Genomic DNA, 18,307 nt, shown 5'->3' with positions numbered 1-18,307 from the left:
ATCTAGGTGCAATTCAGCTTTAAAGAATTATAAAAATAGGCCGATACAAAAACATATCACTGAAACAGGGACGTGTTATGAAGGTTATTTCTGAAAATTTACCTCAGCCACTAAATAATCAAAATGTGACATTAGAATCACCCAAAGATGGGGGGGCTCTTTTAAATACTGAGCTGAAGAAGTTGGCGGATGACATATATCACAAAAGCGAGCCTCCTGAACTAGAGCAAACATATAGCAAGCCACTGACAATGACCGTGAGCAAAATAGACATGACTAAAACGGTTGATGACTTTATGTATGAACTTGGAATTGCGACTGGCGAATTATATATGCCTGGAGGGAGTGTGCCAAAGGCTGTGGAAAAAATGCTTTCTCCCTACGATGCATTACTCTCAGATATAAAAAATCAAGCCCCTTCATTGGCCTATAAAAATTGGGGAATATCAATAAACCAATCTGGTGCTTTAGAAGCGACAGGCATAATTACAGATTTTGAAAAAGAATTCTTAGAAGAAAAGCTAAATGATTCAGAGGAATTAGTAAGCACTATAGCTGATTTTAAATCTAATTTTTTAAAATATATTGTGCCTGAAAACCGAGGTTATGGAAGGTATGATGTTACGGCTGATAATTTTTCAGATGTCTTCGATTTTAAAGAAATGCTTGAAATTTCAAGGAGCAATAACGACTTCAAAAAGACATGGGAATACGAAACTAATTGGTTAAAATTAAATGATAATATCTTGTCACAGTTAAAAAGAAACGCCCCAAGTTATTAGGTTCAATGCATAAATGGTATTGTAATGTATTCACAACGTTCATTATTGAATACTACCATGTAGTAGCACTCTTTTAGGGCATAAATTACTCATGACATTAAAATACTTTAACGTATTTATGTCGGATAGACGACACCTGTTACCAAGTGTCGCCCTCCTAAGAACCGTACGTGCAACTTTCACTGCATACGGCTCAAGCCTTCACGAAGGCACCTAATTGGTACCCAGCAACTTATAAAGCAGCGAGATTAGGCTCATTCCAAGAGTTGCGGCATTGCCTCTTTGCTTTTCTCTTTGCCAAGTATTCTTGGTATAAAGGATCAAAAGGCGTAGCTTCACTCCTGATTTTCACATGTCTCTCTATTGGCACCTTAGCTATTTGAAATAGATTAAACTGACAATCCATATTCATGCTCTTCTGCCAACCGTGAAATTGCCATTAACATCGACGGTTGATAAAGTACTTCATGGCGATCTAAGTTTTTGATTTTGTTGGATGACGCCTTTTAGCCCAATGCCATAACGCTAGAAATAGTTTGTGGCTCACATATCCGAATACTTGTTTGGCAACGCAATGGCGATAGTAATTCGACCAACCCCTGAGTTTCGGATTTATCAACTTGATTAGATCGTTAACGGGGGTGGTTCCGTGCTTTTTAGTGAGTTCGCGCAAGTTACTCAGAAATATTAACGTGTTAGATTTACTCGGTTTAATGAGCAGCTTTCCTTTGTACTTCCTATGGTTAAAGCCTAGGAAGTCAAAACCACGGCTAATGTGAGTAATGTGCGTTTTCTCTTCGGAGAGCGTTAAGCCTCTGTGTGCTAAGAAGTCAGCAATCAACGGTTTGATATCGTTCTCCAGCACGTCCTTTGAAGTGCAAGTGACGACGAAATCATCAGCGTATCCTATAAAGTTGGCTCTCGCCCCATTTTTAAGTGCGGTGGACTTTATGTGTTGCTCAAGACCTGCAAGAGTCATCAGCATCAAGGTTGGAGATATGATCCCGCCTTGTGATGTTCCCTCGTCAGTGCGATAGAACAGCCCTTTGTCCATAAAACCAGACTTTAACCATTGTTCCAACATTCGTTTATCTACAGCTATATTATTCATAAGCCATTGATGCCCAATCTTGTCGAAACAGGCTTTAATATCTCCCTCAAGACCCATTGTGCGGATTGCTTTTTACTCAAACAGAGAAAACACTGAGCAATAGCATCAGCAGTACTTCTGTTGCGCCGAAAGCCGTAACTATTTGGGTCAGCAAGTGTTTCTGACACAGGCTCTAGTGCGAGAAGATGAAGCGCTTGCAGCGCTCTATCGACCATACACGGGATACCCAAAGGTCTGAGCTTGCCGTTTTTCTTAGGGATGTAGATACGCTTGAGCGGTTTGGCTTGATAAGCTTTTCTGCTCAATTGATTGACTGCTTTCATGCGGCGCGTATCCGTATTCCAGATGACGCCGTCTATTCCGGGCGTTTTACTGCCTTTGTTTTGTGATACTCGCTTAACAGCAAGAAGTTTTGCCGAATGCGAGTGAGTCAGTATCCACTGCAATGCTTTCGCTTTGCCGTGTTTACTTTCTCTTGTTGCTTTTGCAATACGCATCTGAAGCTTTAAAACGTGTGACTCAACAGTTTTCCAATTTATGGATTGCCATTGAGCACTGTCAGAAGAGGCACTAATCTCTTTTGAAATCATCATTTGCGTTTCTCCTTGAATAAAGTTCTTCAAATTCTCTTGCAACGGAAGACCAGTCGGAAGTCAGCTCACTTTCGTGCCAGACAGACGTCTGTATCTGCATCATTACAATCCAGCCTTTGCTTTCTCCAACATCCTCTACCTGCATCACTACCGGCTATATAAGCTTTCCCAAAGGGAGTGATACAGGCTTACCGTGTTCCGTATGTTGCGCAATGTCAGGTTAGATGCCCGCTATAGTGCGGAGAGTTCGGTGATCACGAAAGAGCATGGGGCAATCTCTTTCCGACTCTCGCGCCTTTTGGCTACAGCGTATTAACCACTTCCGCTGTTTCATCATATAACGCACCTTACGCGGATTCACTTATGTTCATCATACTGACTGCCTAGCACTCACCCGATTTGTGGTTATCAGGAGGATCGTCCTCTCACGATTAAGATCCCGATTGGCGCATACCAACCTTCGTTACATTGTCAGAGCCGCTAATTTATTCAGGCTCCTAGGATCATCTGGTGATACAGATGGTTCACTCATTAAGCGGTGAACAGCGCTTCATACGACTTCACGTCGCACGCCCCTTTATGAGTTTACGTAACAGAAAGGTGTTTTTGCTTAATAGAAAATTCCCCAATATTTCTTAATGACTGGTCATGCAAAACCGATGTATGGTTTATCCAAAAAGCGTTTACTTTTAACATTTCTAGTTTAGTCACACATTTGCATACCTATTCCTGAGCAGTTGAGATAAAATCCGGTTGATTTTATCAAGTTGTGGTAATTCATAAGGTCACTAGCATATTACTAGTTGTTCAGAAGTAACGGAGTATAGTTTGACGCACGCTTGGCAAGTAGCAGCAATTATTGCGACTAAAAACAGGTCTGACTTGTTGAAAAATAGAGCATTACATTCAATCTTGAACCAATCTAGATTGCCGGATTACCTTATTGTAGTAGATGACTCACCAGAAAATGTTCAACAACAGAATCGATACATTGTCGAATCTCTAGCATTAAGTAACTGCCACAAACAATATCTGATAAATCAGCGAACTCAAGGTGCTAGCGGGGCGTGGAATACAGCTGTAGACTACCTGTGTGCACAGCAAGGTAAATATTTTGACTCGTTGTTTCTGGCATTTCTTGACGACGATGATGAGTGGCATTCTGATTATTTGGAACGCTGTTTAGCGACAGCTAGTATGAAAAACTGCAACATGGTCGCCGCTGGATTTTATCGTTACGAAAGCAATGACCAACCGCCTATTGAGAGTTTACCCCCTACGTTTTTAGATGAAGACCTATTCCTGAGAGGAAACCCAGGTATTCAGGGTTCTAACTTGTTCCTGTCTCTTGATATTATGCTGATGGCCGGTTGCTTTGATGAGCATTTAGTCAGCAGTACAGACCGCGATTTGTGTATACGCCTTTGTGAGATAGGATCTCTTCAATATCACAGTATAGATGAAGTGTTGCTAAATCATTATGCAGATAGCTGCCGCCAACGTTTAAGTACACCAAATTCACCATCTAAGCAAAACGGTTTGTCTGCATTTTGGCAGAAGTACAATGGGCGGATGAATAACACACAGCATGACGCATTTCTTAAGCGTGCCCAGAACCTGTTTAATTGGCAGCCCAAATCACCCTTACTACCACAAGCAACATCAACGTCCGCAGTTCAATTTGGACTAACACTTGGAGTTGATTTAGGAAATATCTCCTTTGGTCAACTAAAGAATCTCATCATTAAAATTCACCAAGTAGATCAGCAGAACTTAGTAGGTTTTAACCTGATCTTGACCGCAGTAACTGAAGTATTGAATCTGAATGATTTGAATACATTTCTTGAATTTTTGGGAAGTCAGGGTATCACGTATTACAACTTATGCGATCAGCAAACATGTGTTGAAACGGCTACTGCAATTGTTGCCCAAGAGAACGTCGGTCATAGCGCATGGGTCTTAAAAAATAGGTGGCATCAAGAACAACTAATGGATAAAGGTGATAACGATATTTTAACACTGTTACGCCGGCTAGGCGCTTATCAGTTGAACTGCGTTACCTTTGATGATCAATTTAAAAAACAACAAAAAGAACTCGTTCAAAGGATAAAACAGTGCCGTGTTGAGGTTGCGCAATCTCGAATCTCAAAGCTATTTTGTATCGATGATCTGAAATTGCTTGGCACCGGTTCGGAAGCCATTGTAATGACCGATGGTAAACGAGTTTTTAAGTGCATCGATTACTGGAAAACTCGTATACCTACTAAGCAAATTAAGTTCCTACAACAGAGCTGCTCAAAATGGCATGACCTGCCCGGTTTATATGCTCTGAACGAAGTTTTTATCAATGGAACAAGCTTAGTCCTTACTTATCCTTACGAGGAAAGTATCCCATATCAAGGTGGTGACAGTGAACACGTTATTAACCTGCTTCACAGTTGCAGCAAAGCGGGTATTGTTTGTAATAATATCCATCCTAAAAACTTGATTAAAACCAAGTACGAGGTGAAGTTGATAGATTATGGCTCAGATATTCGACCATGGAATGAACTCGGTTTTGAACATATGGCACGGCGAGCATATCTAGCTATACATCATGCAGATAATCCTCGCCTTAAATCCTTAATGCGGCAGTCATTGCAAACTATAAACATGCCAGAAATGCAGGGTTATCAAGTTTTTCGCCAACGATTAGCTGGTATTGACTGCAATTTAGAGCAAGCAAATCGAGCGAGGCTCTCTCTGGCTCCGTCAGGACCAGTAACTCCTTTTGTGCTGACCATTGGTGTCATTACCGGAGATGCCTATAAATTGTTACCCTTGCTTAACAGCATTGCTGAACTAGAACAATGTAGTTACTTGTCCGAGGTAAACACTATCGTACTGTGTAACGGTTGCTCAACCAGAACCGTTGAAGATGTTCTTATGCATAGCAAGCGTCCATTGAGCACCATAAGAATAATCAGCGAAACACAACAAATAGAAGATACGGAAAATGGCTTATTCGGTCGATGTTTCACTAGTCGTCAGGCTGGGCAGGTAGGTATTGCACATGCTCGCAGTATGCTACAAAAGTATGTTGGTTTAGAGTGTGAAACGAAGCCAGGTAGCGTTGCTTGGATCCTTGATGATGACATGCGTTTAGATGCACGTGCGAAACAATACCTCCCTTGGTTACCAAGATTTAGGCAAAATGGTATTGATGTTGTTATTGGGCAATATGAAGGTTCCTCACCTAATCCGCCATTAAATGGGTTACGTGGTCAGTTGTTGGATCTGCTACATAACTTACGTTGGTTAGAGACTTTATCGAACGATATTGAACTTCCAGATCGAAGCAGTGAGAATACTATTCTTCGCACCAAATACCCTGATTATTACTATGATCTATCACGCAAACACTCAGGTCATGTTGAAGCCCCATTTTGGATTGAACCTGCTTATGTTGGTGAAACTGTAGCGGAAGCACGTGCTCGTTTATTTGCTTTTGCACCAATGTTAGTCACCGGGTTCCCGCTTACTCGCGGTATCATCCCGTCATGCACTGAAAATCCATTAATGGCCGCGAAAGACACCGTTAATCGCGGGGGAAATACCTTTGTTTTAAACCCTAAAGCGTTAACACAAGTACCCAACTTGATACCAATAATAAATGATCGTGAGGCCCGCCGTTCAGATATGCTTTGGGCAATAGCCAACAAGCATCATAATCGGCTGAACATTAAAAGCGCACCATTCCCTGTACAACACACTGGCCGTGTGCAAAATGAGAAAATATTAGATTTGGAGAAAGTACAGGATGAAATTATGGGTTCAGCGTTGTATGCAGGTTTACAAGAATTCTTGTCAGCAAAAGAACAACATAACCTGGTTTTTAATCCTGATGAGATCTCTGACGTCTGGCAAGCAACCAGAAATGCACGCAATACCCGTCTTGCACGCTTAACACTCAGTTATTACAGGATTAATGGATTGGCACAGGCGCTGTCCAAGTATCCAGAGCTTACTGAACTGAGTGAATATCTTGCACGCTCTTTTAATTTCAGTGCAATTGAGAAACTAAAAAATCAGGTTGAGCAAATGAATGAGCATCATATTTGCGATTTTTTAAACCAAATAGTGCCGCAAAGTGCCCGCTTTGCGAATGCGCATAAGAACACTTTTGAGATAGTTGAATAAAAAATGCCTTATAAAATTTACTGTGAGCTCCCTACACTACACGGTACATTTCGAATGTATGACACTGGCAATGAGTTGTTAAGAGTGGTTACCTTTGGCGATATCAACAACCTAGGTAGCAAGCCTATGGTAAGAATACACTCTTCATGCCTTGCCTCAGAAGTATTTGAAGCTCGAGATTGCGACTGTGCAGACCAATTACGCGAAGCTATGAAAGCCATGGCTCATGATGGAAGTGGAATTATTTTTCATTTACATCAAGAAGGAAGGGGGCAAGGTCTATCTAAGAAAATTCAGGCAGTGTACAAAATGCAGGCGGAAGCCCTGGATACAGCTGAATCATTTCAAGCTATGGGCTTAGACCAAGATATTCGAGATTACGGGCCAGCGATTAGTGTACTAAAAAAAATGGCCATCGAAGAAGTGCGCCTAGTCTCAAATAATCCGCGAAAACGAAGTGCTTTAGAACAAGCTGGTATTGCGGTAGAAGTTGTAAATACACATCCGCAAGTACGCCCTGAAAACGCAGGCTATTTGCAGAGTAAGAATGATAAATTGGGGCACTACCTGCCGTTAAGTGTTGAGAATGATAATTCCAGTCCAATTCATTTTTATCATTCAGACCAAACATGGGGAGAGTTTTCCAACTTTTCACAACATGCCGTATATATACAAGGCAAAATTTGGCGAACAACCGAGCACTTTTATCAAGCACAAAAATTTACTGATCCAGTACTACAGGAACGTATCCGCACAGCTGCGAGCCCAATGTTAGCCAAAGAAATAGCCAGTCAGTTAGAAGTAAAACACCTGCAAGAAGACTGGTGTAACAAAAAAGAGAAGGCGATGTGGCAGGCAATAACAGCGAAGTTTACTCAACACCCTGAACTCAAAGAATTATTGTTATCGACAGAGCAACGTAACATAGCAGAACATACGAATAATGATAGTTATTGGGGGGATGCAGAAGATGGCTCTGGATTAAACCGGTTAGGTGAGTTATTGATGCAATTACGTAGTCAGTTACTGGATAGCCAAGAACAGAAATTATGTGCGGAATAGCGCTGCTCTATGGCGATACTGCAAAGGATAAGGTATCTGCCACATTAACCAAACTTTCTCATCGAGGGCCGGATGATCGGCACTGTTGGATAAATGGACAACTAGCTATAGGGTTTGTCCGTTTGGCTATAAACGATGAAAGCACGTCTGGGCGACAACCATACAACGCTGGTGAAATGATTGGCGCAATTAATGGTGAAATATACAATGCTGATGCTCTTGCTAAACAATATCACCTCACGTTAAAAAGTGAGTGTGATACACATGTCGTCGTTCCTCTATTTTCTGAAATAGGTAATCAGGTCCTGGCCGAGTTAGATGGATTTTATTCAGGTGTAATCTACCAATCTGATACGCAGACTCTTTATCTATTGCGGGATCATATAGGGAAAAAGCCCCTATTTTATGGACGAGCAGATAATAACTTATTTGTTGTAAGCGAGCTCAAAGCACTGCAAGACATTGAATGGTTTGAGCAAGTCCCATTGGGAATTAGCCAGTTAGAGTTAACTTCTGGAAAGTTAACTCTAATAGCAGAGCACCCAGAATTAGTCACTACAAAGCTTAATCTTGCTATGGCAATGGAAAAAGCGGTGATTAAGCGTTTACCAAAGCAACCTGTCGGTATTTTTCTTAGTGGTGGTTTGGATAGTTCAATTATTGCAGCTTTAGCACATCAATATCATAAAAATATTACTTATTTTGTACTGGGAAATCCTGATAGCCCGGATGTAGTAATGGTTAAAAAGCTTGTTAATCACTTGGGAATAAAGCGGGTTAACTATATTCCACTGCCAACGGAACAAGAGTTACCTACTTTGATTGCCAAGATAGTACGCGCAACTGAAAGCTACAACCCATCGTTCATTAGCAATGGTTTAGCAACCTACTTATTAGCAGATTCAGCACATAAAGAAGGATTAAAAGTTGTCCTAACCGGAGAAGGTGCGGATGAGCTTTTTGCTGGGTATCACGAAATGCTATCAGAAGATGAATGGCAATCAATTCGTTCAAATCTGATAAATGATATGCGCTTTACTGAGCTACGTAGATTAGATAAATGCAGTATGGCGAATAGTATTGAAGCTCGTTGTCCATTTTTGGATCGGACGGTGAAGAGTATCGCTGATACCTTAGAGCACAAAAATTTTTATTCGTATGGCCAAAATAAGGTGGCACTTAGGGATACCTTTGGGCATTTATTACCAGTTGAAATTGCTGATCGCAAGAAAACTTCATTTGATGTTGGTAGTGGCATCCGCAAATTAGTCGTGGAGTACTTAACTCGTAACACTAATACAGAAATCGTCGAGCTAAAGAAAATTTGGAGTCAAACATTTACAAACAACGCTGACAATTCTTACTTTTTTAGTTACCCAACATTCGATAACGTTATTGCAAAACGTGGGGGGGTCCACAGATGACAGTACGGTTAGCCCAACAAATATTGCTCGAAAAGTTTCAACGAGAGCCGTTTCACAACTTCTATTTAATCAATGATATTCAGCCTACTACCTGGGTATACGGGGGGACCTGTTCAGATAAGACTCTGAGTTACTTAGAAGCAGTAAAAACTGCGGGGCTAGATGCGCATTTGCATTCTGCACGGATTGGAGGGAAAGAAATCCATCGACTGGTGAGACTTGAAATAGATAATCAGCGCTATTTTGCTGATATTGGAAATGGCTGGCCATCTATTCATCTCTTCCCTGTGGATACACCAATTGAGTATGAGTGTTACGGCATGACTTATAGAACAAAAATAAAAGATGGTGTTATCACTGTGTACCACAGAAAAAACGGCGTCGAAAAGCAACAGATGGATATAGATATTGCAGAAAAATCGGATGCGGAAATCCGTCAAAGGATAGCTAATCGTTTTTCAGCCAATATAAATTATCCATTTAGCAATCAGCTGAGATTTTCAATGATTGTTGGTCAACGTTTTTTGTTTATTCGTGACACTCAGCTAGAAATATACAGTAGTGATGGTTACGAGGAAGTAACCAATATCACTAAAAGTGACATAAAAACAGTGATAATGAAGTATTTTAACTACGATATCTCACCACTTGAATCATTCATTTTTAATAAAAAAGTTAACATATAAACAACGAGTAGCCCTCTATTATGATTAGTAAAGTGAGACGGAGATAATGAATGTATCATCGATAAAGTTGCATAACTTTATAGTGTTAAGTAGGCTGTTTTATCTTCTGCTTTGCCATTTTCTTGAATCTCATGCTATGCGACAAGCGGTGCCTTATTGCATTATGGGATACCAAAAGTTATCGATAGACTGGAAATTGGCACGTTGTTGTAACTCGGAATTGTCCATAGACAAGTTATAAATATAGCTCGCCGTTAACCCAAAATGCGTTAATGTGAGCCTTGAAGTGTATAGATTGAAAGGATGATTACGATTGTAGTTGCAATTCTGAGAGCTGCTTTGATATCAAACTCTTTGATGAGAATGACCTTTCTTTAATATACCCTCAATTTGATAGTTTCTTTACTAACCCTATTTTAAACTTTTAATGAGTGCAACAAGAGTTGAGAAATATTATGTTGTTGTTCGAGTTAATATTAATAATTGTTTTTCATTAAGAGAATGTCCATTAGGCTACACAGTATAGCCATTCAGGAACTTTAAAAAGAAGGAATTTGACTACGAAGCAAACACAAGCTGTAATTCTAATTTTCTAAATTCGGCTAGCTTTTCTTCAGTTACTGCAATTAGCACATTATTACTTTGTTTCACCATTGCTTGTTTAAATTGAGCATCTTCAATATCAAAAGTAGAAACACCGACTTCCAAATCGATTGCGCAAGCCCCTAAAATAGCTAAATCAAAGTGCATAGTTTGTAGTTGTTTAAGTGAGGTCGTTCCAATTTCAGCTCCCTGTTGCTTACTTATTTTTCCTCCCAACAAACAACATCACAATACTCATGAGATTGTAATGCAATCGCGACCGATGGTGTATGTGTTACAACTGTTAATTCAAGGTTTTGCGGGATCATCTTTGCGATAGCTAAATTAGTGCTGCCAGAGTCAATAAAGATGAATGCTTTTTCCTGAAAATAAGGGGTACAAGCCTTTGCTAAGATCTGTTTACGATCATCATTTAAGTCTAATCGCTGGACTAAACTACCATCATTTTTCGCGTTAAGAACGGCACCTCCGTAAACTTTTTTACATACACCTTGATTCGCCAATTACTGCGCGAGCTTGCCTGATGAAAATGTTTGTTGAACCTAAATGTATTTACTTATACCCCGATGCTGTGGATTTTCGAAAATCCATTGATGGCTTGGTCGCTATCGTTGAAGGCGAGCTTGAACGTGATGCCTACACTGGTTGCATGCCTTGCTCATATACGTCGTTACTTCATCGAAGCGAAAGGGAATAATAAGAAAACGGGTAAAGCGGATGTGGCACTCAAACTTATTGGCAAGCTCTACGGTATTGAGCAAGCCATTAAAGGTAAACCAACCACAAAAAAGTACTCTGTTAGACAACAAAAAGCCAAGCTCATTGTTGACAAATTATATCAATGGTTGCTCAAGCACAAAGATAAAATCCCGCCCAAAATGGCGCTAGGTAAAGCCATTAACTACGCGATAAATCAATTTGAAAAATTCCGACGTTACTTAGAGGATGGCAGGCTTAAAATTGATAACAATCGCGCAGAGCGAGCTATAAAACCGTTCGTGGTAGGGCGAAAAAACTGGCTGTTCTCAAATACCAGCAAGGGTGCACATGCCAGTGCGATACTTTATAGCTTTGTTGAAACCGCAAAGGCCAATGACCTTATAGTGCATGATTATATTTCTACTTGCTTACAGCACCTTATTGAGCAGCCTAATAATATTGAATCGCTGTTACCTTGGAACATTAAACAAGCTGAGTGTCGTTAGCTAGATGCTTACGTAGCTTCAGGCGTCAACCGCATTATCATGATAATATGGTTGCTGAATTTTTTTGCTATGATTAAAAAGCGAATAATTAAGTGTAAGAAATACCCACACGATAAGATGCGAAAGCTGGGAAGCCTAAGCCAACCTCAAAAACTAAATATTCTGTCGACGCTTGCTGTAAAAATTATACTGATATATTCTAATCAGGCTCCATGACGTCAAATAAAAGTTAGCTACATGTTTTTATTTAGGGGGTGTTTCATTATTGATAAAAAGGAATATTTATGGAATGTAATAAAGCTACTTTCGCGTCAACTTGCTTAGCTTATAGTCTTTTAGTCACTTCGGCCAACGCACAGACCAATCAACAAGCTTATAGTGAAGAGTTTTATTCTTCTTCACCAACTATTCAAAAACAACAATTCAGTAAACAAAACCAAGTTCAGGCAGAGGCACAGGAAGGTATAATTACCTTTTCAGAGTTTGCGACAAACACTTACATAACCGACCAATATGCTGATAAAGGAATTATTTTCTCTGGAGATACACCATTTATCACTTCAGATAGTGCTAACCCAACTACTCCGGTGTTATCGGGCTATCCAAGATTTAATGGTGCTATTGAAGGGCATTTTGTCGACCCGGCGGATCCAAGTAGAACCTTAACAGTAAATACGTTTGCCCTTGATGCAGGTTATTTTGATGACCTCAGCTCAACGGCTATTTCTTGGTATAACGAAAATGGCGAGCTTCTAGGTAAGCGTTTTGATTCCATCTATGGTATTGAGCGTTTTGAAATTAGTGGTGAGAACATTGCTAGCTTCCGTATTGCAATAGAAACAGAAGAGCGCGCCGGTTTTGCTATTGACAATGTCTGGTTCAACCAAACGCAATCTCTTTTTAATTTTGATTTTGAAACCGATAAAGTTTATCAAAAACGTGGCGCCAAGGTTTCAAATACCTTTACTGTTTATTTTCGTGATCTAGTTGCTAAAAGTGGTGGTGCATTAGAGGATATTTGTTCTCAGCACAGCTTTATCGTTCAAGATAGTAACCAGCAGTTACCTGGGGAATGTTCAGTTGACGCTGCTAAGAAGGCATTTAAAGTAGACTTCACCCTGAATAATGCACCTTATGTACTTAAAGATGCCAGCATGTCTATTTGTTTAGCTGAGCAGTGTGAAGTTATAAAGGATTTAAACAATTTGAGTGTTTATGGTACTTCATTTAATGTTGACCAACATGGTTATGCCTTTAAAAATGGTGGTTGGAGTGATGCCATGTTAGCTGACGGAGGCATTGCTTGCTGGGTGTTAGGAAACTGTTCATTCGAGCAACTTGCAGTGCATGGTACCCTACTTAATGTTGCTGATGGTATCACGCCTATTTTACCTGAACATCGTAGAGATGAAGCCTATGAAATTGTCGGTAAATATGACGGCATTGATAAAAGTGTTCGAGAAAATCGAAGTTTCGGTGGAGTGTGTTATGGATTAGCCACTTCAGCGGCGAGTAACTTTAATAACAGCGCACAAGCATCAGCTTGGGGTAGCTCAATTGTTGAGGGTAGCTCTGCGCAAACAATTACCACACTCTATAATGACCATTGGCAATACCGTGAAACGCAAACACCAAAACCGTTACCTAAAGACGTGAGTCAATATGTTGCAACGAACAATAATGATATTGTGCAAAGTATGGCGCAAATTGCTTATTACTTTGTTACCCAAGGCGCATACTCGGGGAGCGGAGCAAATAGTGGCGCCGGTAGTGCCAGTTTCTCACGTTTTAGCAATGTTGAGCAGCTAAGTAGCTATTATGCTAAACACTTCACTAATGATAAAGCATCCCCACTGGTGTTCTATTTCACTGTAAAAGGTGGTCATGCCATCGTGGCAACCCAACTAATTAAATATAACAACACTACCGTACTTGTAACGCATGATAATAACTTTCCAAACAGTTATAGCCAATTAGAATTTACTGGCGATGCGTTAAGCACTATCCCGCATTTTGTCGTTGACTTCAAAAAAACAGGCACAGTGCAAAACCAATTCGGTGATTTTGTGGCGTATAACCCGTATGCTAACAGTGGTTCAATGACCAGATTTGCTAGTGTTACTAATGATGAGTTACAGCTTCATAGCACTGCACAAGAAGCACAAAATGCATTTTATTTGAATGCTAGTAAGGAAGGTGTTACTGAGCAAAACGTGAAAGGAAATAGTAATAAAGCGGCTATTACTATGAACTCTTTAGTTCATACGCAAGTTGTCGTGCAGGGTGCTCGTATTGTTTCGGTGAAAAACAAGCAAACTGACGAATCAGCTCGTTTAATGCCTTTATCTGATCAAATGGCACAAGATGTAAGCTATGTCAGTCGCTCACTTATGTCTGAAAAGCTTTACTTGTCTCGCGCAAGTGAGTTTGAAGTAGAAATTGAACGTTATAAGCAATTCCCCAACGCTAGAGTCTTTGTAAAACGCACAACAGAAAGTGGCACACTAGAAGTAATAAACTACGAAGAGATACCTAGCGATGAGCGTTTTGTTATTAAAGTTAATAGTGATGTGCGCGTAGTTATCGACAATACCATTGTTGAGCCCACATATAGTGGTGAAACCGCTGTGGCCGTTCAGGCTATTAGCCATTTACAAGCCAGCTCAAACGGTAGCGATGTTCAACTTACATGGACATTACCTAACTTGCCAAATATTGCTGAAGTCATCACTGTAAGAAGCACAGATGATTTCCCTGTAAGTCCAAATGATGGCCTGAAGATTTGTGGTGAAGTTGCTAACGAATGTAATGATACTTCGGCATCTAGAGATACGATTTACTACTATAGTGTTTTTGTCATAACAGACGATGATCAAATCAGCACTGCTGAAAGTGTGGTAATTAATACACACCAAGCAAGCCTTATTGGACTTATTTCTGCTAACAGCCATGCAGTAGCTAATGTAGATTTATCACTATTCACGGCTGAAGGTATACAGGTTGATTTAATTAACACCACTTTAAGCGATCTTGCCGGGCGATTTTCCTTTAACGGTTTGCCTTTAGGTTTATATCGTTTAGACGTTTCAGGCGAAAATGTTGAAGCTCAATCTTTTGATATTACAATCGATAGTAAGCAAGTAATGTTTGATGTCGTCGTTGACATAGTACCAAGTATTTTAATCAACACTGAAAACGTTGTCTTTAATGGTGAAAACTTAAGAGTTTCTTGGGATGTTGCAGGACTAGACCAAAATGATGAGCTAAATGTCAAACTAGTTCATGCTAGTGGTCAATTAAATCTTGTAACTGAATTGGCTGCTCAAGCTGGTCAGATAATTTGGCCTGTTGATATTGCCGAGCAAACGGTAACTGTAGTGGTTGAGCTAGCTAATGATGAAACTGTTAATGCGAGTGCACAAGTTGTTGTTATTCAAAAGAACAGGGCACCCGTAGTCAACATAGCAATTCCAGATCAGGAAACACAATCGGGTCTTGCGTATAGCTTTACCTTTGATGCGCAAACTTTTACTGATGCTGATGAAGGCGATGAGCTGACTTATTCTGCAACATTAGAAGATGGTACAGAGTTGCCAAGCTGGTTGAGTTTTGAAGCAGACACTAGAACTTTTTCAGGTACGCCTGGTGATGAACATATTGGTACGGTAACTATTGCCGTATCTGTTACCGATGGTGAAATTTCACAGCCTGTAACAGAACAATTTAGCATTAATGTAGTGGCTGCACCTGTTGTTGAAAAACCCGTTGAAGACTCTAGTGATAATGATAGTGGTAGCTTAGGCTGGTTCAGTTTAATTTTAATTGTATTCGCTTTTACCCGCAGATTAGTCAACCGATGATCTAAATACGGTTATCACTGTTATATAACGATTTCTGTCGCGTTCTGAAATAGGTGACAGTTTTAATGAAAGGCTTGGGGCGAAAATTCCAAGTCTTTTTTATGCACTTGATTAGGTGTTTTGTAAACGTTTAACTGACGAAATAAAGGTAAGCATCTAGCAAAATACACCTACCAGTAACTCAGTAAAATGATTAAGCTATTTCCAAATTTCAATGAGGAGATAGTCATGAGAAAAGCGCGTAGCCTAGAGCAGTGGCGCAGTATTATTGAAGAACAACAAGCCAGTGATTTGACTATCACTGACTATTGCCAGCAAAATGCTTTATCAAAAACAACGTTTTATGCCGCGCGAAGTAAACTTAATGCCTCATCAGGCAGCTTTGTTCGAGCAAACGTCATGAAACACGTCGATATCCTCGAACCGCAACAGCCAATCATCCTCTCGATTAGTAAAGTAAAAGTCAGCTTACCACCCACAACGTCTGCATTTTATCTAAGCCAATTACTGCGCGAGCTTGCCTGATGAAAATGTTTGTTGAACCTAAATGTATTTACTTATACCCCGATGCTGTGGATTTTCGAAAACCCATTGATGGCTTGGTCGCTATCGTTGAAGGCGAGCTTGAACGTGATGCCTACACTGGCGCGTTGTTTTTGTTTTGTAATAAGGCGAAAGATAAACTCAAATTAGTTTACTGGAATAAAACGGGATTTGCACTGTGGTACAAACGATTAGAAAAGCACAAATTCAAATGGCCAAACAAAGCGAGTCAACAAGAGTTTAAACTCAGCCCTGAGCAACTGGATTGGTTGCTGTCGAGATATGATGTGCTTGGTCATGAAGAGTTGCAGTATCAATCTATGATCTAATTAACAGTAAACGATCATTGCCACACATCCTATTTTATCTGGCATGAAAACGAGAAAAGTGCATAAAGTTTTGTTAAATTGCAGGCATGAAACTCGATGCACACTCACTGCCTGACGACCCAGAACAACTCAAACGCATGTTGCTTGAGTTGCAATACATCGTTGTGAAAAAGGATGAAGAATTAGCTAAAAAAGATGCGCAAATTCACGAATTGCTGCAAGCTTACAACGCGAAACTTGCTAAAGAATACAGCAAAAAAATCGGAGAAGATGCCGGGGGCAGGCGAAGTATTCAATGAAGTGGAAGCAACGCTTGATGAGTATGATAAAGCGCTATTGGCAACATCCCCCTCAATAAAAAAAGAAAAAGCCAAACCTAAACGCCGCCCACTGCCAGCGCAGTAACCGCGAGTTGAGGTGGTTGTTGACCTCGATGAGGGCCAGAAAGTATGTGATTGCAGTCAAAGCCCCTTACATAAAATGGGTGAAAGCATCAGTGAAGCGTTAGAATTTGTGCCAGCGCATATCAAAGTAATCAAAACCATTCGTCCTAAATATGCGCGCCGTCACTGTGAGCGTGAAGGCATTGAATGTGTGGTTAAATCGGCCAGTTTGCTGAGTCAACTAATCACATGTAAATACCAGTTTGGCTTACCGCTTTATCGCCAAGAAACACTGTTAGGCGATATTGGTATTGAGTTGAGCAGACAAACCATGTCAAACTGGATGCTACGCTGCGCAGAGCTGTTTTCTCCTGTGTATCAACGCTTAAAAGAAGCGTTGTTATCGCAGGCGGTTATTCATGCTGATGAAACCCCGTTAAACATCATTAACGCAGATAACGTAACCAGCTATATGTAGCTATATTGTTGTGGCGATGATAAGCCGAGGGAAGGCACGAATATTGTCCTGTTTGATTATCATAATAGTCGTGCGGTCAATGTGCCGTTGATTTCCTAAATGGTTACAAGGCTACATGCAAGTTGACAGCTATAATGCTTACGAGCAAACTCAGGCAACACTGGTTGCATGCCTTGCTCATATACGTCGTTACTTCATCGAAGCGAAAGGGAATAATAAAAAAACGGGTAAAGCGGATGTGGCACTCAAACTTATTGGCAAGCTCTACGGTATTGAGCAAGCCATTAAAGGTAAACCAACCACAAAGAAGTACTCTGTTAGACAACAAAAAGCCAAGCTCATTGTTGACAAATTATATCAATGGTTGCTCAAGCACAAAGATAAAATCCCGCCCAAAATGACGCTAGGTAAAGCCATTAACTACGCGATAAATCAATTTGAAAAATTCCGACGTTACTTAGAGGATGGCAGGCTTAAAATTGATAACAATCGCGCAGAGCGAGCTATAAAACCGTTCGTGGTAGGGCGAAAAAACTGGCTGTTCTCAAATACCAGCAAGGGTGCACATGCCAGTGCGATACTTTATAGCTTTGTTGAAACCGCAAAGGCCAATGATCTTATAGTGCATGATTATATTTCTACTTGCTTACAGCACCTTATTGAGCAGCCTGATAATATTGAATCGCTGTTACCTTGGAACATTAAATAAGCTGAGTGTCGTTAGCTAGACGCTCACCCTCAATTTCATTTTGAGCTTGAAATCAAAAGCAGTATTCTAGTGAGTATGTACGTCCGCTTTATGGAGTAAGCTCCTTTCAATTCATAAACTAGTTGCTCACCTCCCCTACTAAATTACTAATTCAAGTGAATGGAAATGTATCGATATTGTTTTCCGTATTATGGAAGACGTCCACACCTTACAGACTTCATGATGCGGATTTGTCATCGAGTGATATTCGTTAGTCCAAAACTAACAATATTACTTATTGCGCTATTGTTCTGAAAATACCACCAGACAAAGTCCCTGTTCATATACGGAAGAATACTGGAAGCAGTTTTTCCATAGTGC

9 protein-coding genes and 4 pseudogenes are annotated in these 18,307 nt (G+C 40.3%); 11 read left to right on the top strand and 2 right to left on the bottom strand.

Annotated elements, in window-relative coordinates; translation table 11 throughout:
- Window positions 1-77 precede the first annotated feature (77 nt).
- Window positions 78-782, top strand: a complete 705-nt coding sequence (locus tag ACRWSG_RS22755) for a hypothetical protein (protein WP_462167641.1) — start codon at window positions 78-80, stop codon at window positions 780-782.
- A 232-nt stretch (window positions 783-1,014) separates the two neighbouring features.
- Here ACRWSG_RS22755 and ltrA read toward each other — a convergent pair.
- Window positions 1,015-2,486 (bottom strand): annotated as a pseudogene (gene ltrA, locus ACRWSG_RS22750) (group II intron reverse transcriptase/maturase).
- 828 nt (window positions 2,487-3,314) lie between these two features.
- Here ltrA and ACRWSG_RS22745 point away from each other — a divergent pair.
- From ACRWSG_RS22745 to ACRWSG_RS22730, 4 genes are read left to right on the top strand one after another with little or no spacing between them, the layout of a single operon-like run.
- Window positions 3,315-6,665 (top strand): glycosyltransferase family 2 protein, encoded by a 3,351-nt coding sequence (locus ACRWSG_RS22745; RefSeq protein WP_462167640.1) that lies wholly within the window; start codon window positions 3,315-3,317, stop codon window positions 6,663-6,665.
- Between the two features lie 3 nt (window positions 6,666-6,668).
- Window positions 6,669-7,727, top strand: coding sequence for a GTP cyclohydrolase II RibA (gene ribA / locus ACRWSG_RS22740; RefSeq protein ID WP_118845496.1), 1,059 nt, complete (start codon window positions 6,669-6,671; stop codon window positions 7,725-7,727).
- On the top strand, window positions 7,715-9,151 hold the full coding sequence (locus ACRWSG_RS22735; protein ID WP_462167639.1) for an asparagine synthetase B family protein: 1,437 nt from the start codon (window positions 7,715-7,717) through the stop codon (window positions 9,149-9,151). Before ribA ends, ACRWSG_RS22735 begins: the two co-directional genes overlap by 13 nt.
- Entirely contained in the window at window positions 9,148-9,837 is a 690-nt protein-coding gene (locus tag ACRWSG_RS22730; RefSeq protein WP_462167638.1) for an arylamine N-acetyltransferase, read from the top strand. The genes ACRWSG_RS22735 and ACRWSG_RS22730 overlap by 4 nt, the downstream gene beginning before the upstream one ends.
- Window positions 9,838-10,395: 558 nt before the next feature.
- On the opposite strand, the pseudogene ACRWSG_RS22725 reads toward ACRWSG_RS22730, so the two are convergent.
- Window positions 10,396-10,943 (bottom strand): annotated as a pseudogene (locus ACRWSG_RS22725) (DeoR/GlpR family DNA-binding transcription regulator).
- Window positions 10,944-10,963: 20 nt separating this feature from the next.
- Between ACRWSG_RS22725 and tnpB (ACRWSG_RS22720) the strand changes: the two are divergent.
- The 6 genes and pseudogenes from tnpB (ACRWSG_RS22720) (at window position 10,964) to tnpC (ACRWSG_RS22695) (ending at window position 17,947) form a co-directional block, all read left to right on the top strand.
- The gene (gene tnpB, locus ACRWSG_RS22720) at window positions 10,964-11,137 is read left to right on the top strand and encodes an IS66 family insertion sequence element accessory protein TnpB (protein WP_462167637.1); all 174 of its coding nucleotides are present in this window, start codon (window positions 10,964-10,966) and stop codon (window positions 11,135-11,137) included.
- Window positions 11,076-11,645, top strand: a pseudogene (gene tnpC / locus ACRWSG_RS22715) (IS66 family transposase); the annotation flags it as partial. The gene tnpB (ACRWSG_RS22720) and the pseudogene tnpC (ACRWSG_RS22715), both read left to right, overlap by 62 nt.
- 284 nt (window positions 11,646-11,929) lie before the next feature.
- Window positions 11,930-15,505 (top strand): putative Ig domain-containing protein, encoded by a 3,576-nt coding sequence (locus tag ACRWSG_RS22710; protein ID WP_462167636.1) that lies wholly within the window; start codon window positions 11,930-11,932, stop codon window positions 15,503-15,505.
- 228 nt (window positions 15,506-15,733) lie between these two features.
- Window positions 15,734-16,030 carry an IS66 family insertion sequence element accessory protein TnpA gene (gene tnpA / locus ACRWSG_RS22705; RefSeq protein ID WP_462167635.1) on the top strand — a complete coding sequence of 99 codons (297 nt, stop codon included), beginning with the start codon at window positions 15,734-15,736 and terminating at the stop codon, window positions 16,028-16,030.
- On the top strand, window positions 16,030-16,377 hold the full coding sequence (gene tnpB, locus ACRWSG_RS22700; protein ID WP_462167634.1) for an IS66 family insertion sequence element accessory protein TnpB: 348 nt from the start codon (window positions 16,030-16,032) through the stop codon (window positions 16,375-16,377). Before tnpA ends, tnpB (ACRWSG_RS22700) begins: the two co-directional genes overlap by 1 nt.
- A gap of 86 nt (window positions 16,378-16,463) precedes the next feature.
- A pseudogene (gene tnpC / locus ACRWSG_RS22695) lies at window positions 16,464-17,947 on the top strand (IS66 family transposase).
- Window positions 17,948-18,307: the final 360 nt, after the last annotated feature.

The organism is Pseudoalteromonas sp. GB43, assembly GCF_054923805.1.
This window is presented reverse-complemented; position numbering and strand designations above follow the sequence as displayed.